The organism is Mycobacterium sp. ITM-2016-00317, assembly GCF_002968295.1.
Classification (GTDB): domain Bacteria; phylum Actinomycetota; class Actinomycetes; order Mycobacteriales; family Mycobacteriaceae; genus Mycobacterium.
Map to the genome: position 1 here is coordinate 3,404,511 of NZ_CP134399.1, position 22,738 is coordinate 3,427,248.

Annotated in this window: 21 protein-coding genes and 1 pseudogene; 8 read left to right on the forward strand and 14 right to left on the reverse strand. The window is 70.9% G+C overall.

The window, feature by feature from the left end; all coding sequences use genetic code 11:
- Positions 1-66: 66 nt before the first annotated feature.
- Genes C6A87_RS16235 through C6A87_RS16250 form a run of 4 tightly spaced genes read right to left on the reverse strand, consistent with a single transcriptional unit; the run spans position 67 to position 3,636 of the window.
- Positions 67-1,041 carry a glycine betaine ABC transporter substrate-binding protein gene (locus C6A87_RS16235; RefSeq protein WP_311113227.1) on the reverse strand — a complete coding sequence of 325 codons (975 nt, stop codon included), beginning with the start codon at positions 1,039-1,041 and terminating at the stop codon, positions 67-69.
- Positions 1,038-1,823 carry an ABC transporter permease gene (locus C6A87_RS16240; RefSeq protein ID WP_311113228.1) on the reverse strand — a complete coding sequence of 262 codons (786 nt, stop codon included), beginning with the start codon at positions 1,821-1,823 and terminating at the stop codon, positions 1,038-1,040. The genes C6A87_RS16235 and C6A87_RS16240 overlap by 4 nt, the downstream gene beginning before the upstream one ends.
- Positions 1,820-2,992: a betaine/proline/choline family ABC transporter ATP-binding protein gene (locus tag C6A87_RS16245; RefSeq protein WP_311113229.1), complete on the reverse strand. Its 1,173-nt coding sequence runs from the start codon at positions 2,990-2,992 to the stop codon at positions 1,820-1,822. Before C6A87_RS16245 ends, C6A87_RS16240 begins: the two co-directional genes overlap by 4 nt.
- Positions 2,989-3,636, reverse strand: a complete 648-nt coding sequence (locus tag C6A87_RS16250) for an ABC transporter permease (protein WP_311113230.1) — start codon at positions 3,634-3,636, stop codon at positions 2,989-2,991. The genes C6A87_RS16245 and C6A87_RS16250 overlap by 4 nt, the downstream gene beginning before the upstream one ends.
- Before the next feature lie 135 nt (positions 3,637-3,771).
- Between C6A87_RS16250 and C6A87_RS16255 the strand changes: the two genes are divergently transcribed.
- The 6 genes from C6A87_RS16255 to C6A87_RS16280 all read left to right on the forward strand — a co-directional run bounded on the left by C6A87_RS16255 (position 3,772) and on the right by C6A87_RS16280 (position 9,756).
- Positions 3,772-4,695 carry a TauD/TfdA family dioxygenase gene (locus C6A87_RS16255; protein ID WP_311113231.1) on the forward strand — a complete coding sequence of 308 codons (924 nt, stop codon included), beginning with the start codon at positions 3,772-3,774 and terminating at the stop codon, positions 4,693-4,695.
- A 27-nt stretch (positions 4,696-4,722) separates the two neighbouring features.
- Positions 4,723-5,844, forward strand: a complete 1,122-nt coding sequence (gene cobG / locus C6A87_RS16260; protein WP_311113232.1) for a precorrin-3B synthase — start codon at positions 4,723-4,725, stop codon at positions 5,842-5,844.
- Positions 5,845-5,853: 9 nt separating this feature from the next.
- The gene (locus tag C6A87_RS16265; RefSeq protein WP_311113233.1) at positions 5,854-6,480 is read left to right on the forward strand and encodes a precorrin-8X methylmutase; all 627 of its coding nucleotides are present in this window, start codon (positions 5,854-5,856) and stop codon (positions 6,478-6,480) included.
- Positions 6,477-7,967 (forward strand): precorrin-2 C(20)-methyltransferase, encoded by a 1,491-nt coding sequence (locus tag C6A87_RS16270; RefSeq protein ID WP_311113234.1) that lies wholly within the window; start codon positions 6,477-6,479, stop codon positions 7,965-7,967. Before C6A87_RS16265 ends, C6A87_RS16270 begins: the two co-directional genes overlap by 4 nt.
- Positions 7,968-8,037: 70 nt before the next feature.
- Positions 8,038-8,655 carry a TetR/AcrR family transcriptional regulator gene (locus tag C6A87_RS16275; RefSeq protein ID WP_311117960.1) on the forward strand — a complete coding sequence of 206 codons (618 nt, stop codon included), beginning with the start codon at positions 8,038-8,040 and terminating at the stop codon, positions 8,653-8,655.
- 12 nt (positions 8,656-8,667) lie between these two features.
- Complete coding sequence (locus C6A87_RS16280; RefSeq protein ID WP_311113235.1) at positions 8,668-9,756, forward strand: aminoglycoside phosphotransferase family protein; 1,089 nt, start codon at positions 8,668-8,670, stop codon at positions 9,754-9,756.
- Here C6A87_RS16280 and cbiE read toward each other — a convergent pair.
- Positions 9,719-10,906, reverse strand: a complete 1,188-nt coding sequence (cbiE, locus tag C6A87_RS16285; RefSeq protein WP_311113236.1) for a precorrin-6y C5,15-methyltransferase (decarboxylating) subunit CbiE — start codon at positions 10,904-10,906, stop codon at positions 9,719-9,721. The genes C6A87_RS16280 and cbiE overlap by 38 nt on opposite strands.
- Complete coding sequence (locus tag C6A87_RS16290; RefSeq protein WP_311113237.1) at positions 10,903-11,667, reverse strand: SDR family NAD(P)-dependent oxidoreductase; 765 nt, start codon at positions 11,665-11,667, stop codon at positions 10,903-10,905. Before C6A87_RS16290 ends, cbiE begins: the two co-directional genes overlap by 4 nt.
- A 34-nt stretch (positions 11,668-11,701) precedes the next feature.
- On the opposite strand from C6A87_RS16290, the gene C6A87_RS16295 reads away from it, so the two are divergent.
- Positions 11,702-12,115 carry a F420-dependent biliverdin reductase gene (locus C6A87_RS16295; RefSeq protein WP_311113238.1) on the forward strand — a complete coding sequence of 138 codons (414 nt, stop codon included), beginning with the start codon at positions 11,702-11,704 and terminating at the stop codon, positions 12,113-12,115.
- A gap of 4 nt (positions 12,116-12,119) precedes the next feature.
- Here C6A87_RS16295 and C6A87_RS16300 read toward each other — a convergent pair whose 3' ends face one another.
- Positions 12,120-13,262, reverse strand: coding sequence for a Xaa-Pro peptidase family protein (locus tag C6A87_RS16300; protein WP_311113239.1), 1,143 nt, complete (start codon positions 13,260-13,262; stop codon positions 12,120-12,122).
- 51 nt (positions 13,263-13,313) lie between these two features.
- Between C6A87_RS16300 and C6A87_RS16305 the strand changes: the two genes are divergently transcribed.
- On the forward strand, positions 13,314-14,294 hold the full coding sequence (locus C6A87_RS16305) for a 5'-3' exonuclease (RefSeq protein WP_311113240.1): 981 nt from the start codon (positions 13,314-13,316) through the stop codon (positions 14,292-14,294).
- Positions 14,295-14,310: 16 nt separating this feature from the next.
- Here C6A87_RS16305 and C6A87_RS16310 read toward each other — a convergent pair whose 3' ends face one another.
- From C6A87_RS16310 to pafA, 7 genes and pseudogenes are all read right to left on the reverse strand, one after another.
- Positions 14,311-15,093: a DUF4333 domain-containing protein gene (locus C6A87_RS16310; protein WP_311113241.1), complete on the reverse strand. Its 783-nt coding sequence runs from the start codon at positions 15,091-15,093 to the stop codon at positions 14,311-14,313.
- A gap of 54 nt (positions 15,094-15,147) precedes the next feature.
- Positions 15,148-17,935: pseudogene (locus tag C6A87_RS16315) on the reverse strand (DEAD/DEAH box helicase).
- Entirely contained in the window at positions 17,919-18,869 is a 951-nt protein-coding gene (tatC, locus tag C6A87_RS16320) for a twin-arginine translocase subunit TatC (RefSeq protein WP_311113242.1), read from the reverse strand. Before tatC ends, C6A87_RS16315 begins: the two are co-directional and overlap by 17 nt.
- Positions 18,870-18,944: 75 nt before the next feature.
- Positions 18,945-19,190: a Sec-independent protein translocase subunit TatA gene (gene tatA / locus C6A87_RS16325; RefSeq protein ID WP_311113243.1), complete on the reverse strand. Its 246-nt coding sequence runs from the start codon at positions 19,188-19,190 to the stop codon at positions 18,945-18,947.
- A gap of 30 nt (positions 19,191-19,220) precedes the next feature.
- Complete coding sequence (locus tag C6A87_RS16330) at positions 19,221-20,216, reverse strand: YafY family protein (RefSeq protein ID WP_311113244.1); 996 nt, start codon at positions 20,214-20,216, stop codon at positions 19,221-19,223.
- A complete protein-coding gene (locus C6A87_RS16335; protein WP_311113245.1) occupies positions 20,213-21,226 on the reverse strand; it encodes a YafY family protein in 1,014 nt (337 codons plus the stop codon). The genes C6A87_RS16330 and C6A87_RS16335 overlap by 4 nt, the downstream gene beginning before the upstream one ends.
- Positions 21,227-21,331: 105 nt before the next feature.
- Positions 21,332-22,690, reverse strand: coding sequence for a Pup--protein ligase (gene pafA / locus C6A87_RS16340; RefSeq protein WP_311113246.1), 1,359 nt, complete (start codon positions 22,688-22,690; stop codon positions 21,332-21,334).
- Positions 22,691-22,738: the final 48 nt, after the last annotated feature.

A 22,738-nucleotide genomic window follows, 5' to 3' on the forward strand; every position in this document is an offset into this window, starting at 1 on the left:
ATAAATAGCTGCCGCTGTGCCGGACGAAACCGGCCGCGCAGCAAAGTGACGACCGTCACATCGGGGCTAGGCTGCGGTGACGAAACCCTGCGCGACCATCCAGTCCCGCGCGACCACGCTCGGGTCCCGCCCCTCGACGTCGACCTGCCGGTTGAGCTCGGTGATCGCGTCATTGGTCAGCGCCGCGGTCACCGGTGCGGTCACCTCGGCGATCTCGGGGTGGGCGTCGAAGAACTCGCGCTTCATCGTCACCGACGGGTTGTAGTGCGCAAAGAACTGCTTGTCGTCTGTCAACAGGACCAGGTCCAGCGCGGCGATGCGTCCGTCGGTGGTGAACACCTCGCCGAAATCGCACTCGGTGCCGTCGGCCGTCGCCTGGTAGATGATGCCGACCTGCAGGATCGGGGTCTGGGCCCGGCGCGGGTCGAACCCGTACGCCGCCGCCATGCCGGGGAAGCCGTCCTGCCGGGCCCGGAACTCGGTGTCCACGCACGTGCGGGCGGCGGCGGGATCGCGCTGCACCAGAGCGCCGTAGTCGGACAGGGTGCGCACGCCGGTCTTCTCGACGGTCTGCAGGCTGGCGGCCAGCGCGTAGGTGTCGTCCATCGGTCCCGGCGGCAGCCACACCATGTCGTTGCGGGCCAGGTCCTCGTCGCGCACCACCTCGTACTGCTCACGGCTGTCCGGGATCGGCTTCTCGTGGCCGAGGTAGTTGATCCAGGCGTTGCCGGTGAACTCGTAGGCGATGTCGACCTGCCCGGAAAGCTGCGCCTCCCTTGTACTTCGGGATCCGACGATGCCGGTGAGGTCCCTGACTTCGGCGCCTGCGGCGGCCAGGGTGAACTCCAGGATGTAGCCCATGATCACCTGCTCGGTGTACTCCTTGGAGCCGACGGTGATCTGCACCCCCTCCAGCCCCGGGGTGGGCTGGATCGAGCCGGGCCCGACCTGCAGTGGCACCGCGCTGCCCGAGCCGAGCCCGCACGCCGAAAGCGCCAGCGCGAGCAGCGCGGCGAGCGTGGCGATCCGGCGCGCGCTCACCGCAGCCCTTTCGGGTCGAGGAAGAACTCGGCCAGCCCGCCCAGCCAGTCCACCAGCAGCGCCAGGCACACCGCGAGCACGCTGCCCAGGATCAGCGTCACGTTGTCCTGCAACTTGTAACCGGTGTCGATCAGGATGCCCAGCCCGCCGGCGTTGACCAGGAACGACAGCGTCGCGGTGCCGACGGCCAGCACCAGCGAGGTGCGCAGACCGGCGAGGATGAACGGCACCGCCAGCGGCAGTTCGACTCTCAGCAGCAGCGACGCCCGCGACATCCCCTGGCCGAGTCCGGCGTCGATCAGCGAGCGGTCCACCTGGTCGATCCCGAGAATGGTGCTCGACAGCACGGGCAGCAGCGAGTACAGCGCGATCGGCAGCACCCCGATCCAGAACCCGGTCTTGGCCGTCAGCAGGAACAGCAGCACCAACAGCCCGATGGCGGGCGCGGCCTGCCCGACGTTCGCGATCCCGACGACCAACGGACGCAACACCTTTGCCCCCGGACGGGTAACCAGCACGCCGAGTGGGACACCGACCAGCACCACTATCGCGGTCACCGCGGCGGTGATCAGCAGATGCTGCCAGATCAGCGTCGCGACGTTGCCGGGGTTGATGTTCTCCAACTGGGTGGCGGTCAGTTCCCGGTTGAACGCCCAGAACACCACCGCGGCCCCGACCACGAGCACCAGTACCGGCTGGACGAACAGCCGGGCCCGCTCCGCAGGGGTGGTCGTCGCGGGGCCGGCGACATCGGCGTCGGTGGCCTGCTGGGCGGTTGTCACGACGGCACGTCTCCCCCGCCGGTGGCCACGTCGGCTTCGGCGCGCAGCCGGGTGATCGTGTCGATGAGCGTGTCCAGGGTGACCACTCCGACGTAGCGGTTCCCCGGCCCGGCGACGACCGCCGACGCGTGCTGCTCGGCCAGGATCGCCTCCAGTGCGTCCTCCAGGGTGGAGTGGGTGCTGATCACGTCGACGGGTTCGACGGCGTCGGCCAGCGCGCCCGCGTGCCGGAGCCGGCGCTCGCGGACCCAGCTCACCGGTCGGTCGCGTTCGTCGAGCACCACCGCCCAGTCGTGCCCGCTCGCGGCGATCACCGAGCGCACGTGCTCGACGGTGTCGCCGCGGTGCACCGCGGGCCGAGACTCCAGCGTCACGTCGCGCACGCGCAGCAGGCCCAGCTGCTGCAGCGACGCCCCGGAACCCACGAAGCCGGCGACGGTGTCGTCGGCCGGCGCCGCCAGGATGTTCTGCGGGGTGTCGTACTGCAGCACCTTGGACTGCTGACCGAACACCGCGATGCGGTCGCCGAGTTTGACCGCCTCACCGAAGTCGTGGGTGACGAACACGATGGTCTTGTGCAGTTCGCTCTGCAACCGCAGCAGCTCGTCCTGCAGAGTGCTGCGGGTGATCGGGTCCACGGCGCCGAACGGCTCGTCCATCAGCAGCACCGGCGGGTCCGCGGCCAGCGCCCTGGCCACGCCGACGCGCTGCTGCTGGCCGCCCGAGAGCTGACGCGGGTAACGGTCGGCGTACTGGGCCGGCTCCAGCCCGACCATGTCGAGCAGTTCGTCGACCCGCTCGTCGATGCGTCTGCGGTCCCACTTGAGCAGACCCGGCACCAGCCCGACGTTCTGCCGGATCGTCATGTGCGGGAACAGTCCGGCCTGCTGGATCGCGTACCCGATCGAGCGCCTCAGCTCGTTGGGCTTGATCGACAGCGCGTCCTTGTCCCCGATCAGGATCCGGCCCGACGTCGGCTCGCTGAGCCGGTTGATCATCCGCATGGTGGTGGTCTTGCCGCAGCCGGACGGGCCGACGAAGATCACGATCTCGCCGGCCGGGACGTCCAGCGAGACGTCTTTGACCGCGGGTTGAGCGGCGCCGGGGTAGACCTTCGACACGTGGTCGAGTTCGATCCGCACCCCGGTGGGCTCCGATTGTTCTGTCACCGAATGCCTTTCGACGTCGTGAGGCGCCCGATAAGGACGAGGATCGCGTCCAGCGCCAGAGCCAGGATCACGATCAGCAGGGTGCCGCTGAGCGCCATCGGCAACGCGGTGGGGCTGCCCACCCGCGCCAGCCCGGCGAAGATCAGGTTGCCCAGGCCGGGCCCTTTCACGTAGGCCGCGATTGCGAGCACCCCCATCGACATCTGGGTGCTCAACCGCATCGCCGACAGCACGGCCGGCCAGACCAGCCGCAGCTCGACCCTGCCCAGTGTCTCCAGCCGGCTCATGCCGATGCCCCGGGCGGCGTCGGTCAGCGCCGGGTCGATCGCGTTGAGGCCGACGATCGTGTTCCGGATGATCGGCAGCAGCGAGTACAGCACCAGCGCCGCCACACTGGGCACGACGCCGAGGCCGAACAGCGGGATCAGCAGACCCAGCAGCGCGAAGGACGGGATGGTCAGGATGACGCTGGACGTCGCGGTGGCCAGGTTGGCGGCCAGAGCGTTGCGGTAGGTCGCCACTCCGATGGCCACCCCGATCAGCGTGGCCAGCAGCACGCTCTGCACCACTGCGCTGACATGTTGGTAGGAGTCGAAGATCAGCTGCGTGTGGTGGGCGGTGACGTAATCCCACAGTCCGTTCACTCGCACCTCCGTTCGCTGGCCTCTACCCGATCTTGAACTGACCGAAACGGCACCGGTTCGACTCCGGCTGAATCAAACGGTTGGCCATGGCCTCGCAGGCGGCCAGAGTGCTGTCAGTCGTTCTGTGGAGGTGTCATGTCATCAGTCAAGGTGGTCAAGCTCGGAGCCGTGATCGGCGCCCGCATCGAGGGTGTTCGGCTCGCCGACGGGGTGGATGCGGCCACAGCCGCGCGGATCAACGCCGCTCTGCTGGAGCACAAGGTGATCTTCTTCCGCGGCCAGCACGAGCTGGACGACGAGGGCCAGCTGGCCTTTGCTCGCGCGCTCGGCACGCCGACCACGGCGCACCCGACGGTGACCTCGCGCGGCACCAGGGTGCTGCCGATCGACTCGCGCTACGACAAGGCCAACAGCTGGCACACCGACGTCACGTTCGTCGACCGCATCCCGAAGGCGTCCCTGCTCCGGGCCGTCACGCTGCCGCCTTACGGCGGGACCACGACGTGGGCGTCGACCGAGGCCGCCTACGACCTGCTGCCGCCGCCGTTGCGTGCGCTGGCCGAGAACCTGTGGGCGGTGCACACCAACGAGTACGACTACGCCGGTGACGTCGACGCCCGCCTGGAGCAGCTGGCCGACACCGAGCGCCAGTACCGGGAGGAGTTCGTCTCCGATCGCTACGAGACCGAGCACCCGGTCGTGCGGGTGCATCCGGAGACGGGCCGCAAGGTGCTGCTGCTCGGGCACTTCGTCCAGCACTTCGTCGGTCTGGGCAGAGCCGAGTCGGGGGCGCTCTTCCAGCTGCTGCAGAACCGGATCACCAAGCTGGAGAACACCATCCGCTGGAACTGGGAGCAGGGCGATCTCGCGGTGTGGGACAACCGGGCCACCCAGCACTACGCGGTGGCCGACTACGACGACCAGTTCCGCCGGCTGAGCCGGGTGACCCTGGCCGGGGACGTCCCCGTCGATGTGCACGGTGAGCACAGCCGGGTGATCACCGGGGACGCTTCGGACTATTCGGCCGTGGTGGCGCCGGCGGTGCGGCTGGTCAGCTGAGGTTTCCGCGGGCGGTACCGTGGAGGAATGGCCAGGGAACGGGACGACGACGCCTGCCCGGGCGCGCTGCAGACCCACCAGGCCGCCGACGGTGAACTGGCCCGGGTCCGGTTACCGGGGGGTGCGATCACGGCTGCCCAGCTCGACGCGCTGGCGCACGCCGCGACCGAGTTCGGCACCGGGACGCTCGAACTGACCTCCCGCGCCAACCTGCAGATCCGCGGCATCCGCGACACCGGCGCGGTCGCCTCGGCGCTGGCCGAGGCCGGTCTGCTGCCGTCGCCGACCCACGAGCGGGTGCGCAACATCCTGGCCTCCCCGCTGTCCGGCCGGCATGGCGGGATCTGCGACACAAGGGATCTGGTGCGTGCTCTGGACGCCGCGCTGCAACGTGACCCCGAACTGGTCCGGCTGCCGGGCCGGTTCATGTTCGGCATCGACGACGGCCGCGGTGACATCTCCGGCCTGGGCGCGGACGTCGGGGCGCACGTGCTCGACGGGCACACCGCGGCGCTGCTGCTGGCGGGTCGCGACACCGGCGTGCGGGTCCCGCTGACCGACGCGGTGGACGAAATGCTGCGCGTGGCACGGCGGTTCACCGAGATCCGGGGCACCGCGTGGCGGGTCGGCGAACTCGCCGACCCCGCAGAGCTACTCGGCGGGCTCGAGCCGACGGCGCCGCCGGGGGCGACGTGGCCGGGTTCGGTGCGGCCCCCGGTGGGCTGGATCGAGCAGGACGACGGGCGCATCGCCCTCGGCGCCGCGGTTCCGCTCGGCGTCCTCGAGGCCCGGGTCGCGCAGTACCTGGCCGCCGTGGACGCGCCGCTGGCGATCACCCCGTGGCGGTCGGTGCTGCTGTTCGACCTCGAGGAGGGCGTCGCCGACGTCGCGCTGCGGGTCCTCGCCCCGCTCGGGCTGATCTTCGACGAGAACTCGCCGTGGCTGTCGGTGTCGGCGTGCACCGGCAGCCCGGGTTGCGCGCGCTCGGTCGCCGATGTGCGCGCCGACGCGGCGGCGGCGGTGCACGAGCCCGACGCCGCACGTCACCGGCACTTCGTCGGCTGCGAGCGGGCCTGCGGCAGCCCGGCCGACGCCCAAGTGCTGGTTGCGACCGGAGACGGCTACCGGGCCCGCGAACCCCACCCGTAGGGTGATCGGGTGCTCGACTACATCCGCGACGCCACCGAGATCTACAAGCAGTCGTTTGCGACCATCCGCGCCGAGGCGGACCTGTCGCGCTTCCCCGCGGATGTCTCCCGGGTGGTGGTGCGTCTGATCCACACCTGCGGGCAGGTCGACGTCGCCGAGCACGTGGCGTTCAGCCCGGATGTCACCAGCCGCACCCATTCCGCGCTCGCCGCGGGCGCCCCGATCCTGTGCGACTCGTCGATGGTCTCGGCCGGGATCACCCGCAGCCGCCTGCCCGCCGACAACGAGGTGGTGTCCCTGGTCGCCGATCCGCGCGCGCCGAAGCTGGCCGCCGAGCTGGGCACCACCCGCTCCGCGGCCGCGGTGGACCTGTGGGCCGACCGGATCCCTGGCGCGGTCGTCGCGATCGGCAACGCGCCCACCGCGCTGTTCCGGCTGCTCGAGCTCATCGACGACGGTCTCGCCCCGCCCGCCTCGGTGTTGGGCGGACCGGTCGGGTTCGTCGGATCGGCCCAGTCCAAGCAGGAGCTCGTCGACCGCCCGCGCGGGATGTCCTACCTGGTGGTGACGGGCAGGCGCGGAGGCAGCGCGATGGCCGCGGCTGCCGTGAACTCGATTGCGGCGGAGCAGGAATGACGACACGACAGGGAATCCTGTGGGGCGTCGGGCTGGGCCCGGGCGACCCCGAGCTGGTGACCGTGAAGGCCGCCCGGGTGATCGGGGACGCCGACGTCGTCGCCTACCACAGCGCCCGGCACGGACGCAGCATCGCGCGCACGATCGCCGCACCGTACCTGCGGGACGGGCAGATCGAGGAGCACCTGGTCTACCCGGTGACCACCGAGACCTCCGACCATCCCGCGGGCTACGCCGGCGCGATGGAGGACTTCTACCGCGAATCCGCCGACCGGATCGCCGCCCATCTGGACGCCGGACGCGACGTCGCGCTGCTGGCCGAGGGCGATCCGCTGTTCTACAGCTCCTACATGCACATGCACACCCGCCTCACGCAGCGGTTCGACGCGGTGATCGTGCCCGGGGTGACCTCGGTGAGCGCGGCGTCGGCCGCGGTGTCGACGCCGCTGGTCCAGGGCGACCAGGTGCTCACCATCCTGCCCGGCACGCTGCCCGCCGACGAGCTGCAGCGCCGCCTCGCCGACACCGACGCCGCGGTCATCCTCAAGCTGGGCCGATCCTATCCAGCTGTGCGGCAAGCACTTACGAAGTCAGGGCGGATCGACGACGCGTTCTACGTCGAGCGCGCCAGCACCGAGAAGCAACGCGTGCTGCCCGCCGCCGAGGTCGACGACGCGTCGGTGCCGTACTTCGCGCTGGCCATGCTGCCGGGCCGCGACCGCCCCGCCCCGGACACCGGTTCGGTGGCCGTCGTCGGCCTGGGCCCCGGCGACAGCGGGTGGATGACCCCGCAGAGCCGCCGGGAGCTCGCCGCGGCGACCGACCTCATCGGGTACGGGCCGTACCTGGACCGGGTGGCGGTGCGTGACGGGCAACGGCTGCATCCCAGCGACAACACCGACGAGCCCGCACGCGCACGGCTGGCCTGCGAGCTCGCCGAGCAGGGCCGCACGGTCGCGGTGGTGTCGTCGGGCGACCCCGGGGTGTTCGCGATGGCCACCGCCGTGCTCGAGGAGGCCGAACGGTGGCCCGAGGTGGACGTGCGGGTGATCCCGGCGATGACCGCCGCCCAGGCGGTGGCCAGCCGCGTCGGCGCCCCGCTCGGCCACGACTACGCGGTGATCTCGCTGTCCGACCGGCTCAAGCCGTGGGACGTGATCGCCCGCCGGCTCACCGCGGCCGCGGCGGCCGACCTGGTGCTGGCGATCTACAACCCGGCGTCCAAGACGCGCACCTGGCAGGTCGCGGCGATGCGGGAGATTCTCCTTCAGCACCGCGATCCCGCGACGCCGGTGGTCATCGGCCGCGACGTCGCCGGCCCGCGCGAGTCGGTCCGGGTGGTGACGCTCGGCGAGCTCGATCCCGCCGAGGTCGACATGCGCTGCCTGCTCATCATCGGCTCCACCCAGACCCGCTGGCACCGGGCCGGCACCGATGGCGCCGACCGCGTATTCACCCCGCGGTACTACCCTCAGGCCTGGGGTTGACGCGCGTCGCGCATCGTTGACACTCGTCAGAACTGCGGGTTAGGGTCCGCGCGTGCAGCGAGGACTCCCGGTGCGGTCGCCGACCGACCGGCGTCAGCCGCAGAAGAGCGACCTGCGGCGCAGCGCGATCCTGGAGTCCATCGACCATCACCTGCGCGAATCCGGCTTCGACGGCCTCAACATCGCCGACGTCGCCCGCCGCGCCGGGGTCACCCGGTCGGCGTTCTACTTCTACTTCGAGAACAAGGCCGCCGCGGTCGCCGCGCTGCTGGAGCCGATGTACGAGGACGGATTCCTGGCCAGCGATCTGCTCAGCAGCACCGACCAGCCGCCCCGCACCCGCGTCCGCGGGATGCTCGAGGCACTGCTCGACACCGTCGACCAACACCGGTATCTGCTGCAGGCCATGCTCGAAGCCCGCGCCGCCAGCGCCGCGGTCCGCGGTGTCTGGGACGACGCGCGGGAATCCTTCGTGCCGTCGGTGGCCGCGATGATCACCGCCGAGCGCACCGGGGGCCGCGCGCCCGACGGTCCGCAGGCCGAGGTGCTCGCAGGTCTGCTGCTGGAGTTCAACGACCGCCTGATGGAGCGCTACACCGTCGGTGGCCCGCTCGGCAGAGCCGAACTGCTCGCGGGGGCGGAGACGATCTGGTTGCGCACGATCTACGCCGACGACGGCGTCCGGTGAAAGGCGGTTGGTTTGACGATTCCCCGTAGCCCGAAGGACATCACGCCCGAGTGGCTGGGATCGGTGCTCGGCACCGAGGTCGGCGCGGTCGACGTGGTCGCGATCGGCACCGGCCAGACCGGCGCCACCTACCGTGTCACCGCGAGCTACCCGGCGGCGACGCGGTCACCGCAGCCGCCGGCCACGTTCGCGGTGAAGCTGCCCGCCCAGGACGACGAGGTCCGCGAGCGCGTCGCGCTGGGCTACGTGTCCGAGGTGGAGTTCTACTCCGCGCTCACCGGCCAGGTGGCGATTCCGGTGCCCGGCTGTTTTCACAGCGAGATCTCCTCGGACGGCAAGGATTTCGTTCTCGTGCTGGCCGACATGGCGCCGGCCGAGCAGGGCGACCAGATCGCCGGGTGCAGCCCCGCGGAGGCGGAGCTGGCGGTCGAGGCTCTGGCCGGGCTGCACGGGCCCAGCTGGAACGCCCGGCAGTTCTTCGACCTCCCGTCGATCGTGATGCCCAAACCCGGTGACGAGGCCGCCGCCAAGGGCATGGGCGACATCGCGGTGATGGCCGCCGACATCACGCTGGACAAGCTCGGCGCGTCGATCAGCGAGCAGGACCGCGATACCCTGCTCACCTCGATGGGCCTGGTCACCGAGTGGCTGATGGCGGTGCCGGACCGGTTCTCACTGATGCACGGCGACTACCGGCTCGACAACCTGCTCTACGACCCCGACCGCACCCGGGTCACCGTCGTCGACTGGCAGACGATCGGTCTGGGCCTGCCCAGCCGGGACCTGGCCTACTTCACCGCGACCAGCCTGCAGCCCGACGCCCGCGCCGAGGTCGAGCGCGGGCTGGTCGAGCGCTACCACGCCGCACTGCTGCGCCACGGTGTCACCGGCTACGACATCGAGACTTGCTGGCACGATTACCGGCTCGGGGTCCTGCAGGCCCCGTTGCTCGTCGTGCTGGGCACCGCGTTCGCGTCCTCCACCGAACGCGGCGACGAGATGATGCTGACCATGCTGCACCGCGGCTGCCGGGCGATCCGCGAGCTGGAGTCGATCGACCTGGTCAGGTCGTATCAGGCTTCGTCACCGACCACTGCGTGACCGGCATCGCCGGCCGCCACCCGGTGAACGAGCCGACGGCGTCGCCGCGGTAGTGCTGGAAGCGGTGCAGCCGGCCGCCGGCTCGTGAATACCAGTGCGCCAGCGTCGCTTCGGATTCCACGGTGACCGCGTTGGCGACCAGTCGGCCGCCGACGGGGAGTTTCGCCCAGCAGGCGTCGAGCAGGCCGGGCTGACTGACCCCGCCGCCGACGAAGATCGCCGCAGGCGGTGCGGAGACGTCGAACGAATCCGGTGCCCCGCCGACGATCTGGACCGGCACGCCGTGGGCGACGGCGTTCTCGGTGATCCTGGCGCGGCGGGTCGCATCGCGTTCGAAAGCGACGGCGCGGCAACCCGATCCGCTGCGGCACCATTCGATCGCAACGCTGCCCGACCCCGCGCCGACGTCCCACAGCAGCTCCCCCGGCCGGGGCGCAAGGGCCGCCAGCGTGACCGCCCGCATCGTCTGCTTGGTGATCTGCCCGTCGTGGGCGAACGCGTCGTCGGGCAAGGTGCCCAGCAGGCGCTCGTCGGGAAGGTAGCGCACCGCCATCACGTTGAGGTCGTCCACGTCGCCCGGCGGGCGCAGCGCCCATTCCCGGGCGGTGGAGGTGCGACGCAGTTCCCTTGGCCCGCCGAGCTGTTCGAGGATCGTGAGCTCGGAGTCCCCGCGTCCGGTGTCGGTCAGCAACCGGGCGAGCTGCGCCGGGGTCCCGCCGTTGCGGGACAGCACCACCGCCTGTCCCCCGCGGCGCACCGCGGTGTGCGGCTCATGCCAGACCAGGCTGATGATCTCGGTGTCCTGGACCGGCCAGCCCACCCGCGAACAGGCCAGCGTCACCGAGGACACATGGGGCAGCACCGCGACCTTGTCCGGGCCGTGCAGCCGGATCAACGTACTGCCGATGCCGTGCAGCAGCGGATCGCCGCTGGCCACCACGTGCACGTCGGTGCCGTCGTCCTCCAGCAGCGTGGTCAGCGCGGGCATCAGCGGGCTCGGCCAGGTTCGGCGGGTGGCCGTCACCGTCTCGTCCAGCAAATCCAGTTGCCGGCGCGAGCCGTATACCACTGTGGCCCTGGACAATTCCGACCTGGACGCCGGCGGCAGCCCGGCCATGCCGTCGGCGCCGATTCCCACCACCACGATCACCGCGGAAGCCTACGCCAGAGCGGGCGGGGCAGCATCCGGAACACCACCGCCAGCGCCACCAGCGGCGCCGGGACCCACACCGTGGCGCGCCCCTTGCGCAGCGCGCGCGCCGTCGCGTCGGCCACCTGCGCGGGGGTGCTCGACAGCGGTGCGGGCGTCATGCCCTGCGTCATCCTGCCGATCACGAACCCGGGCCGCACCAGCAGCAGCCGCACCCCGGTGCCGTGCAGCGCGTCGGTCAGCCCGCTGCAGAACCCGTCCAGGCCTGCCTTGGCCGAGCCGTAGACGTAGTTCGCGCGGCGCACCCGCACCCCGGCCACCGACGAGAACACCACCAGCGTCCCCGATCCCGTCCGGCGCATCCGCGCCGCCAACTCGGTCAGCAGGCTGACCTGGGCCACGTAGTCGGTGTGCGCGATCGCGGCCGCATGCGCGGGGTCCTCCTCGGCCCGCGCCTGGTCACCGAGAATCCCGAAGGCCAGCACCGCGGTGCCGATCGGGCCGTGCTCGGCGACGATGCCGTCGACCAGGGCGCGGTGCGAGGCCAGGTCGTCGGCGTCGAAGGCGACGGTGTGCACCGCGGCCGCGCCGGCCTGCTCGAGCGCGGCGATCTCCCCGTCCAGTTCGCCGGGCCGCCGCGCCGCGAGCACCACCGTCGCGCCCGGCGCCAGCCGTCGCGCCAACTCGACGCCGATCTCGCTGCGACCGCCGAAGATCACCACCGGTCCCGATCCGCGGCCTGCGCCGCTCGTGTCCTCCACGGCGCTGATTATGGCCTGCGCTAGCGTGGACCCAATGGCCAAGGCGACGACCCGACTGACCGACGACGCGCTCGCGTTCCTCTCCGAGCGCCACCTCGCGATGCTGACCACACTGCGGGCCGACGGGTCACCCCACGTGGTCGCCGTCGGATTCACCTTCGACCCGGCCACCCACATCGCCCGCGTCATCACCTCGGGTGGTTCGCAGAAGGCCGTCAACGCCGAGCATCGCGGCGTCGCGGTGCTCAGCCAGGTCGACGGGGCCCGCTGGCTGTCCCTGGAGGGCAAGGCGACGGTCAAGACCGACAGCGAATCCGTGCGCGACGCCGAACGGCGCTACGCGCAGCGCTACCGCACCCCGCGGCCCAACCCGAAGCGCGTGGTGATCGAGGTGCGCGTCGACCGGGTGCTCGGGTCCACCGCGCTGCTCGACCGCGGCGAGGACTGACCGGTCAGGACACCGGCACCACGACCAGGTCGTGCGGCCGGTGGTTCACCGACTCCGCGCCGTCGCCGGTGACGATCACGATGTCCTCGATGCGCGCGCCCCACTGTCCCGGGAAGTAGACGCCCGGCTCGACGGAGAAGGCCATCCCCTCCTGCAGCGGCAGCGCGTTCCCGGCCACAATGTAGGGCTCCTCGTGCACCGACAGTCCGATGCCGTGCCCGGTCCGGTGCACGAACGCGTCAGCCAGCCCTTCGGCGGCCAGCACGTCCCGCGCCGCGGCGTCGACCTGTTCGGCGGTGACCCCGGGCCGGACGACCTCGACCGCGGCGCGCTGGGCCCGCTGCAGCACCGCATACCGGCGTGCCACCTCCGGGTCGGGCTCGCCGATGCTGTAGGTCCGCGTGCAGTCGGAGTTGTAGCCGGGGTCGTAGGGGCCGCCGATGTCGACGACGACCACGTCGCCGACGCGCAGCACGCGGTCCGAACATTCGTGGTGCGGGTCGGCCCCGTGCGGGCCCGACCCGACGATGATGAACGCGACCTCCGAATGACCCTCGGCGACAATCGCTTCGGCGATGTCTGCGGCCACGTCGGCTTCGGTGCGGCCGGGCACCAGGAACTCCGGCACCCGTGCGTGCACACGGTCGATCGCCGCGCCGGCCTTGCGCAACGCGTCGATCTCGGCAGGATCCTTGACCATCCGCAGCGTGCGCAGCACGTCGGTGGCCAGCACCGGCACGGTGCCCAGCACCTCGGCCAGCGGCAGCAGGTGCAGCGCAGGCATCGAATCGGTGACCGCGACCGCGAGCGGGCCTGCGCCCGGGAAGGCGTCGGCGACGAGCCGGTAGGGATCGTCACCGTCGACCCAATCCCGCACGGTGACACCGAGTTCGGGCACGGCCGAGTCCTTCAGCGCGGCGAGCTCCAGCCGCGGCACCACGATCGTGGGGTCCCCGTCCGCGGGCAGCACCAGCGCGGTGAGCCGCTCGAAGGTCTGTGCCCGCGAACCCACCAGGTACCGCAGGTCGTAACCGGGGGTGATCACCAGACCCGCCAGGCCGGCGTCGGCCGCGGCGGCCGCCGCCGCGCGCAGTCGTCGGGCGTACACGTCGGTGTCGAAACGGGCGCCGGACCGGGCTTCGCTCATGCCGTTCAGGCTAGTGCCCGAGCCGGCGGCGGCTCTCGGTGACCTGGCAGGATGGCCCGCATGGTCCGCACGTCCAATGAGGCTCCGCTGGTTCTGCTCGACGGTGCGAGCATGTGGTTCCGCTCCTACTTCGGGGTCCCGTCGTCGATCACCGCGCCCGACGGCAGGCCGGTCAACGCGCTGCGCGGGTTCCTCGACGCGGTCTCCACCGTGATCACCCGGGAGCGGCCCCGCCGGCTGGTGGTGTGCCGCGACGACGACTGGCGGCCGCAATGGCGCGTCGACCTCATCCCGTCGTACAAGGCCCACCGGGTGGTGCTGCCGGCAGAGGAGAACCCGGCCGACGTCGACGTCGAGGAGGTGCCCGACGAGCTGACCCCGCAGGTCGACATGATCATGGAGATGCTCGACGCGTTCGGCATCGCGACCGCGGGCGCGGCGCACCACGAGGCCGACGACGTGCTGGGCACGCTGGCCGAACGCGAGCAGCGCGACCCGGTGGTGGTGGTCAGCGGCGACCGCGATCTGCTGCAGCTGGTGCGCGACGAGCCGGTCCCGGTCCGGGTGCTCTACCTGGGCCGCGGGCTGTCCAAGGCGATCAAGTACGGGCCCCGCGAGGTGGCCGAGACCTACCACGTGCCGGTGGACCGTGCCGGGCCTGCGTACGCGGAGTTGGCGCTGTTGCGCGGCGACCCGTCCGACGGGCTGCCCGGCGTCCCGGGCATCGGGGAGAAGACCGCCGCCACGCTGCTCGCGCAGCACGGATCGCTGGCGCGGATCGTGGCCGCGGCCCAGGATCCGGCGTCGACACTGCCGAAGGCGCACCGCACCAAGCTGGTGGCCGCCGCCGACTACATCGAGCGGGCGGCGCCTGTGGTGCGGGTGGCCACCGACGCCGAGGTGTCGTTCACCACCGACGGCGACGACCTGCCGCTGGCCGCCCGCGACCCCCGCAAAGTGGCGGAATTGGCCGAGCGCTACGGCGTGTCGTCGTCGATCGGACGCCTGCAGGCCGCGTTGGACAAGCTCTGACAAGCTTGAGCGGCGCCTACTTCGGGCGGCCGACCTCGTAGGTGCCGTTGTCGTCCTGGAAGGTGACGGTGACCTGTCGCTTGGTGCCGTCGATGCTGACCTCGCAGTTGAACGTGTCGCCCTTCTTGACCGTCGGGCTGACACCGTTGTTGCACTTGACGTCGTTGACGTTCTTGGCGCCGTAGCCGTTGCTCTCGTCGGTGAGGATCTGCTGCACACCGCTCTGTGCCGCGTTGACGTCGAGCTTGGTCGTCACGAAGAAGCCGGGCTGCCAGAAGCCGAGCACCAGCACCGCGGCGATGACGACCGCGGCGAGCACACCGACGACTCCGCCGACGACCGCGAGTGAACGCTTCGAGCCGTCCTCACCACCGGGGGCCGGGTAGCCGGGGTACTGGCCGTACTGACCGGGCTGACCCGGCTGCTGACCGTACTGACCCGGCTGACCGTAGGGCCCGGGCTGACCGTAGGGCTGGCCGTAGCCGCCGGGCTGGCTGTACTGGCCGGGCGGCGGGTAGCCGGCCGGGTTGTACTCGGTGGGCTGCTGCCCGTACTGGTCGCCCGGGTACTGCTGCGGTGGGTACGCCGGCGGCTGGCCGGGCTGCTGGTACTGCGGGTACTGCTGCGGCGTGTACGCCGGCGGCTGCCACGACTGCTGATCGGGTTGCTGCCCGGCGCCCGGAGTCGGCGGCTGCCAGCTCTGGTTGGCCGCCGATTCGCCCGCCGGCTGATCCGTGCCCTGCTCAGGCTGCTGACCCGGCCACGGCTGCGACGGGTCGGATCCCTGCGGTCCGCTCATTTCTCTCCTTGCTCATCGGGGCTGGTGTACCGGGTGCCCTGCTGGCACCACACACTACCCGGCATCAACTGCTACGACGCCGCGCCGAACGTCTGCGATGGCGCGTTTCGCGGTTGCCCGCAACGTAGCTGACGGCGCCGCGCCACGAACCTGGTCGAGGAGATCGAGCACCTGGCGGCACCAGCGGACGAAATCGCCCGCCGACATCGACACGCCGGTGCCCGTGGTGTCCGAGGCCGCCAGCGCGGACGCGAGATCGCCTGTGCAGGCCCACCGGTGCACCGCGGCAGCGAAGCCGTCGTCGGGTTCCCGGCTCGGCGCGATGCGGTGTCGTTGCTCGTCGGCGCGCAGCTGCGACCACAGTCGCTGGGTCTGGTTCAGCGCGCGGCGCAGCTTGCCCGTGGGGATGTCCGAACCCTCGCCGGCCCGGTTGCCGGGGCCGTCGCGGCGCGATTCGTAGAGCACCACCGACAGCGCGGCGGTCAACTCCGCGGGGTCGAGGCCTTCCCACACTCCGGTGCGCAGGCATTCGGCGACCAGCAGGTCACATTCGCTGTAGATGCGGGCCAGCAGCTTGCCGTCGTCGGTGACCACAGGCGCGTCGGCCCCGTCCTCGGCGCTGCCTGCGGCCCGTTCGGCGATGTAGCCGCGTTCGGTGAGCAGCGCGACGATCCGGTCGAACGTCAGGGCCAGCGAGTTCGTCGCGGCGGCGATCTTCTTGCGCAGCTGCTCGTTGTCGCGTTCGATCCGCAGGTAGCGCTCGGCGACGCGGGCCCTGTCCTCCCGGTCGGGCAGGCCGTGAGCCCGGTGCGCACGCAACCGGTTCCGCAACGCGCCCAATTCGGGGTCCACGTCCGGCTCGTCCTGCGGGCCGCCGCTGCGGCGGGCGCGCGCCGACGGGACGTCCAGACCGGCGGCCGCCGAGCGCAGCGCCGAGGCCAGGTCGCGACGGGCCCGCGGATTGCGGTGCTCGACGTGTTTGGGCAGCGACATCCTGCCGACCGGGCCCGTCCCGCCCGCGTAGTCGGCCGACGAGATCCGGCCCGCCCAGCGATGCTCGGACAGCACCAGCGGGCGCGGATCCTCGTCGTCGCGTGCGGGTTCGAGCACCACGGCCAGTCCGCCGTGGCGGCCCCGGGTGATCGAGATGATGTCGCCGCGGCGCAACGCGGTCAACGCGTCGCTGGTGGCCTGGCGCCGCTGCAGCCGAGACGCCCGCGACTGCGCCCGCTCCCGCTCGGAGATCTGCGCGCGCAACCGGACGTAATCGAGGATCGCCGCATCCCGGCCGCCCATCTCGGCGGCGAGTTCGGCGAGCATCCGCTCCCCCCGTTCGACGCCGCGGACCAGGCCCACCACCGAGCGGTCGGCCTGGTACTGGGCGAAGGACCGCTCCAGCAGCTGGTGGGCCTGGGCGGGTCCCATCTGGTGCACCAGGTTGATCGTCATGTTGTAGGTCGGGGCGAACGAGCTGCGCAGCGGGAACGTCCGCGTCGACGCCAGCCCGGCCACCTCGGCCGGGTCGACGTCCGGATTCCACAGCACCACCGCGTGGCCCTCGATGTCGATGCCGCGCCGGCCCGCCCGGCCGGTCAGCTGCGTGTACTCCCCCGGGGTCAGCGGCATGTGCTGCTCGCCGTTGTACTTGACCAGCTTCTCCAGCACCACGGTGCGGGCAGGCATGTTGATGCCCAATGCCAGTGTCTCGGTCGCGAACACGGCTTTGACCAGCCCTGCGGTGAACAACTCCTCGACGGTGTGGCGGAACGTCGGCAGCATCCCGGCGTGGTGGGCCGCGATGCCGCGCAACAACCCTTCGCGCCACTCGTGGAAGTCGAGCACGATCAGGTCGGAGTCGTTGAGGTCGGCGGTGCGCCGGTCCACGATCTCGGCGATGCGCACCCGCTCCTCCTGGGTGGTCAGCCGCAGCGGCGACCGCAGGCACTGTTTGACCGCGGCGTCGCAGCCGGCCCGGGAGAAGATGAACGTGATCGCGGGCAGCAGGTCGGCGCTCTGCAGGACGCCGACCACGTCCACCCGGCTCGGCGCCCGGTACAGGCTCGGGGGCCGGCCGTCCCCGGCCGCGCGGCTGCCAGTCGGCGAGCCGTTCGGCCTCCCGCCGATGCGCGATGTGGCGCAACAGTTCCGGGTCGACGAGCAGATCCCGCCCGGACGCGGCGGAGGCTCGGTAGTCGAACAGGTCCATCAGCCGCTTGCCGACCATGACGTGCTGCCACAGGGGCACCGGGCGGTGTTCGTCGACGACCACGGTGGTGTCACCGCGCACCGCCTTGATCCAGCCGCCGAACTCCTCGGCGTTGCTCACCGTCGCCGACAGGCTGACCAGGCGGACGTCCTCGGGCAGGTGCAGGATCACCTCCTCCCACACCGCGCCGCGCATCCGGTCGGCGAGGAAGTGCACCTCGTCCATCACCACGTACGAAAGGCCGTGCAGTGCGGGTGAATCCGCATACAGCATGTTGCGCAGCACCTCCGTGGTCATCACCACCACGTCGGCGTCGCCGTTGATGTTCTGGTCTCCGGTGAGCAGGCCGATGCGCTCGGGCCCGTACCTGCGGACCAGGTCGTTGTGTTTCTGGTTGCTCAGCGCCTTGATCGGGGTGGTGTAGAAGCACTTGCGTCCCGCGGCCAGCGCCAGGTGCACCGCGAACTCACCGACCACGGTCTTGCCCGCCCCGGTGGGGGCGCAGACCAGCACCCCGTGGCCCTGGGCCAGCGCGTCGCAGGCGCGGCGCTGGAATCCGTCCAGTTCGAAGGGCAGCAGCGCGGTGAACGCCGCCAGGCTGTCGGGCGGCGGGCCCGGCTCAGGTGGCGTCGTCATCGACCACGAGACGGGACGGGGCAGGCACTGCCGTCGGTGCCTCGACCGGCTCCACCGGGCCGATCGGGGCGGCCTCGTCGTCGTCGACGCCGTCCAGGCCCGCCCGCCGTGCCTTGCGCCGGTCACTGACCCGCGCGACCTGGATGGCCATCTCCATCAGCGCCGTCATCGCCAGCGCCAGCGCCAGCATCGAGAACGGATCCGAACCCGGGGTGACGAACGCGCAGAACACGAACACGCCCATGATGAGGCCGCGGCGCCACGCCTTGAGCCGCTCGTAGGTCAGGATGCCGACCTGGTTGAGCATGATGATCAGCAGCGGGAACTCGAAGCTGATCCCGAACACCAGCAGCAGGTTGATCAGGAAGCCGAAGTACTGGTCACCCGAGAGCGCGGTCACCTGCACGTCGCTGCCGACGGTCAACAGGAAGCTCAACGCCTTGGACAGCACGACGTAGGCCAGGATCGCGCCGGAGACGAACAGCACCGCCCCGACGGTGACGAACGCGACCGCGAAACGGCGCTCCTTGGCGTAGAGGCCGGGGGTGATGAACGCCCACACCTGATAGAGCCACACCGGGCAGGCCATCACGATGCCCGCGGTCATGGCGACCTTCAGGCGCAGCATGAACTGGTCGAACGGCGCGGTCGCCAGCAGCCGGCACTCGCCGTCGGGCGTGATCGACGCGCGCGCCGAGTCCGGCAGCGCACAGTAAGGGCCGCGCAGCCAGTCGCCGAGGCTGGGCAGGCCGAACACTCCGTGGCTGTACCAGAGGAAACCGACGATCGTCGTCAGCAGCACGGCGAGCACGGAGATCAGCAGCCTGCTGCGTAGCTCGGTGAGGTGGTCGACCAGCGACATGGTGCCGTCGGGGTTGACCCGGGCACGCCGCTGTCGCGGATCGAGCTTCTTGAAGAGTCCGGGAATCTGCACGGGTGGATGCCTAGATGCTGCGCACCGGCGCGAAGTCACGCACGCGGCCGGAGCCGCGTGTCACGAGTCGACCGATCAGGCGGAGCGCTTGTCCGTCGACGGCTCGGATTCGGGCACGCGCTCCGAAGCGATCTGCGTCGGAGTCTCCGGCCGATCGGACTTCGGCGGGTGCGATTCCGCCTGCATCTCCTTGATCTCGGACTTGAAGATGCGCATCGACTTGCCCAGCGAGCGCGCTGCGTCCGGGAGCTTCTTGGCACCGAAGAGCAGCACGAACACGGCGATGACGATGACCCAGTGCCAGGGTTGTAGACCACCCAATTTGGTTACCTCCAGACGTCTGCGCCGAGTTTACCCGTCCACCGGTTCCACGCCGACCCGACCGACCCGATAGGCCTCCAGCGCGGCGGCCGCGGACTGCCGCACCCGCTCGGCCAGCTCCGGGGGGTCCAGCACCCGCACCGCCGAGCCGAACCCGAGCACGAACCGCGCCATCCACGCCTCCGAGGCGTAGGTCATCGCCGCCTCGCACGAGCCGTCGGCGAATTCGCGTAGCACCCGCAGCGGGTAGTAGTCGAACATCCAGCCCGCCGACCGGTCGATGAGCAGCGTCGCGGTCGGCAGCGACGGGTCGGCGGTGTCGGGATCGAACAGCGAGGTGTCCGGCGCGGCCTGCACCGCGGGCGGCGGCGGCGCCGACGGCTCGTCGAGCACCCGGGCGTCGACGATCCGGTCGAAGCGGAACAGCCGCACCGCCTCGGCGGACCGGCACCACGCCTCCAGGTAGCTGTGGTCGGCGACCAGCACCACCCGGATCGGGTCCACCACCCGGCTCGACAGCGTGTCGTGGGAGGCGGCGTAGTACTCGATCGCCAGCGCCCGGTCGTCGCGCAGCGCGGTGCGCACGGCCGCGACCGCCTCGCTCTCCACCGGTGCGGGTTCCTCGACCGCGGCACCCTCCACGCCGTGGCCGACCGTGCCCGCGGCGGATTCGATCTTCGCGATCGCGCTGCGCGCGGCCTCCGGGTCGACCATCCCGGGGACGTCGACCAGGGCGCGCAGCGCCACCAGCACGCCGGTGGCCTCCGGCGAGGTCAGTCGCAGCGGATGGTCGATGCCGGCCGAGAACGTCACCTCGATGGTGTCGCCGGAGAACTCGAAGTCGATGAGGTCGCCGGGGCCGTAGCCAGGCAGCCCGCACATCCACAGCTGGTTGAGGTCCTCGCGCAGCTGCTTGACGCTGACGCCGAGCTCGGTGGCGGCCTCGGTGTAGGTGATCCTGGGGTTGGCCTGGAAATACGGCACCATGTTGAGCAGCCGCACGAGACGCTCGCTGACCGCCGTCACCGCGTCTGCGCCCCTCGCGCGTCCCCGGCCGGCGCCAGCTGGGCCTGCAGCCGGGCGATCACGTCGTCGCGCAGGGACTGCGGTTCCAGCGCGAGCGCGTCGGCCCCGTAGCTGGCGACCTCGCGGGCCAGCTTGTCGAACATGTCGATGTCCACGGTGATCTCGTCGGCCCGGCCACCGACCGTCATCGGACCGACCACGGTGCCCCGCCGGCGCAGCGCGGTGGCGCGGCCGTCGGCGACCCACACCCGGGCCTGCCCGGCGGCGGGCCACTCGCCCACCACCCGGTTCACGATCTCGCGCAGATCCGTCCCGGCCGGTCGGCTGACCGCACCCGGCGGGCCGATGGGGGTGACGTCGGTGCCGATGCGGGACAGCCGGAACGTCCGCACGGCGTCGCGGTCGCGGTCGTGGCCGACCAGGTACCACCGGCCCCGGTCGGTGACCACACCCCAGGGTTCGACCGTGCGCGTCACGTACGGCTCACTGCGCGAGGGCCGGTGCCGGAACTGCACGGCACGGCCGGAGTTGATCGCGGACAACAGGATTCCGAGCACCTCCTCCGATCCCCGCAGCCCGGGCAGCGCCGCGGTCGAGGTGATCGTGACGTCGTCGTCGGTGGGCTCGATGTCGATGCCCGCGGCGCGCAGCTTCAGCAGCGCACTCTGGGTCGCGGTGATCAGCTCCGGCGACTCCCACAGCTGAGTCGCCACCGCCACCGCGGCCGCCTCGTCGGGAGTCAGCTCCACCGCGGGCAGCGCGTAGGCCTCCCGGTTGATCCGGTATCCCTCCGTGGGGTCGCTCGGCGACACCCGCCCGGTCTCCAGCGGGATGCCGAGGTCGCGCAGTTCGTTCTTGTCGCGCTCGAACATCCGCGAGAAGGCTTCGTCGCTGGCGCCCTCGGAGTACCCGAACACCGTCTCACGGATCCGGTCCGCGGTGATGAAGGACCGCGTGGACAGCAACGCGATGACCAGATTCATCAGGCGTTCGACTTTCGAGATCCCCACGGGTTAGAGCTTAAGGCGCGTTCGGCGAGTTCCCCGCCACGAGCACGCGGCGGCGCGGTCGGGTCCGGTCACATCGACGCCCCGGGATCACATGGAGGCCCCAATTCACATGGAAGCGATGAGCCGCTTGACCCTCTCGTCGACGGACCGGAACGGGTCCTTGCACAGCACGGTGCGCTGCGCCTGATCGTTGAGCTTGAGGTGCACCCAGTCGACGGTGAAGTCCCGGCCGGCTTCCTGGGCGGCGCTGATGAACTCGCCGCGCAGTTTGGCCCTGGTCGTCTGCGGCGGGGTGTTGACCGCGGCGTCGATCTCCTCGTCGGTGGTGATCCGGGCGGCCAGGCCCTTGCGCTGCAGCAGGTCGAACACGCCGCGGCCCCGCTTGATGTCGTGGTAGGCCAGGTCGAGCTGGCTGATCTTCGGGTCGGACAGCTCCATGTTGTAGCGGTCCTGGTAGCGCTGGAACAGCTTGCGCTTGATCACCCAGTCGATCTCGGTGTCGACCTTGGCGAAGTCCTGGCTCTCCACGGCGTCGAGCTGGCGACCCCACAGGTCGACCACCTGGTCGATCTCGGTGTTGGGTTCGCGGGTCTGCAGGTACTCCACCGCGCGGGCGTAGTACTCGCGCTGGATGTCCAGCGCGCTGGCCTGCCTACCGCCGGCCAGCCGCACCGGCCGCCGGCCGGTCAGATCGTGGCTGACCTCGCGGATCGCCCGGATCGGGTTGTCCAGGGAGAAGTCCCGGAACGCCACCCCGGCCTCGATCATCTCCAGCACCAGCGACGCCGAGCCCACCTTGAGCATCGTGGAGGACTCGGCCATGTTCGAGTCACCGACGATCACGTGCAGCCGGCGGTACTTCTCGGCGTCGGCGTGAGGTTCGTCGCGGGTGTTGATGATCGGACGCGACCGGGTCGTCGCCGAGGAGACGCCCTCCCAGATGTGCTCCGCCCGTTGGGACAGGCAGAACGTCGCCGCCTTCGGGGTCTGCAGCACCTTGCCCGCCCCGCAGATCAGCTGGCGGGTGACCAGGAACGGCAGCAGCACGTCGGAGATGCGGGAGAACTCGCCGGCGCGGACGATCAGGTAGTTCTCGTGGCAGCCGTAGGAGTTGCCCGCCGAGTCGGTGTTGTTCTTGAACAGGTAGATGTCGCCGCCGATACCCTCGTCGGTCAGCCGCTGTTCGGCGTCGACGAGCAGGTCCTCCAGCACCCGTTCACCGGCGCGGTCGTGGGTGACCAGCTGCGTGAGGCTGTCACATTCGGCGGTCGCATACTCGGGATGGCTGCCGACGTCGAGATACAGGCGGGCACCGTTTCGGAGGAAGACATTGCTGCTGCGGCCCCACGACACCACCCGGCGGAACAGATAGCGGGCGACCTCGTCGGGACTCAACCGGCGATGGCCGTGGAACGTGCAGGTCACGCCGAATTCGGTCTCGATGCCCATGATTCGTCGCTGCACCTCATCGAGACTACTTGTTGCGAGGCTCACAGGGCGGCCGGACACTCG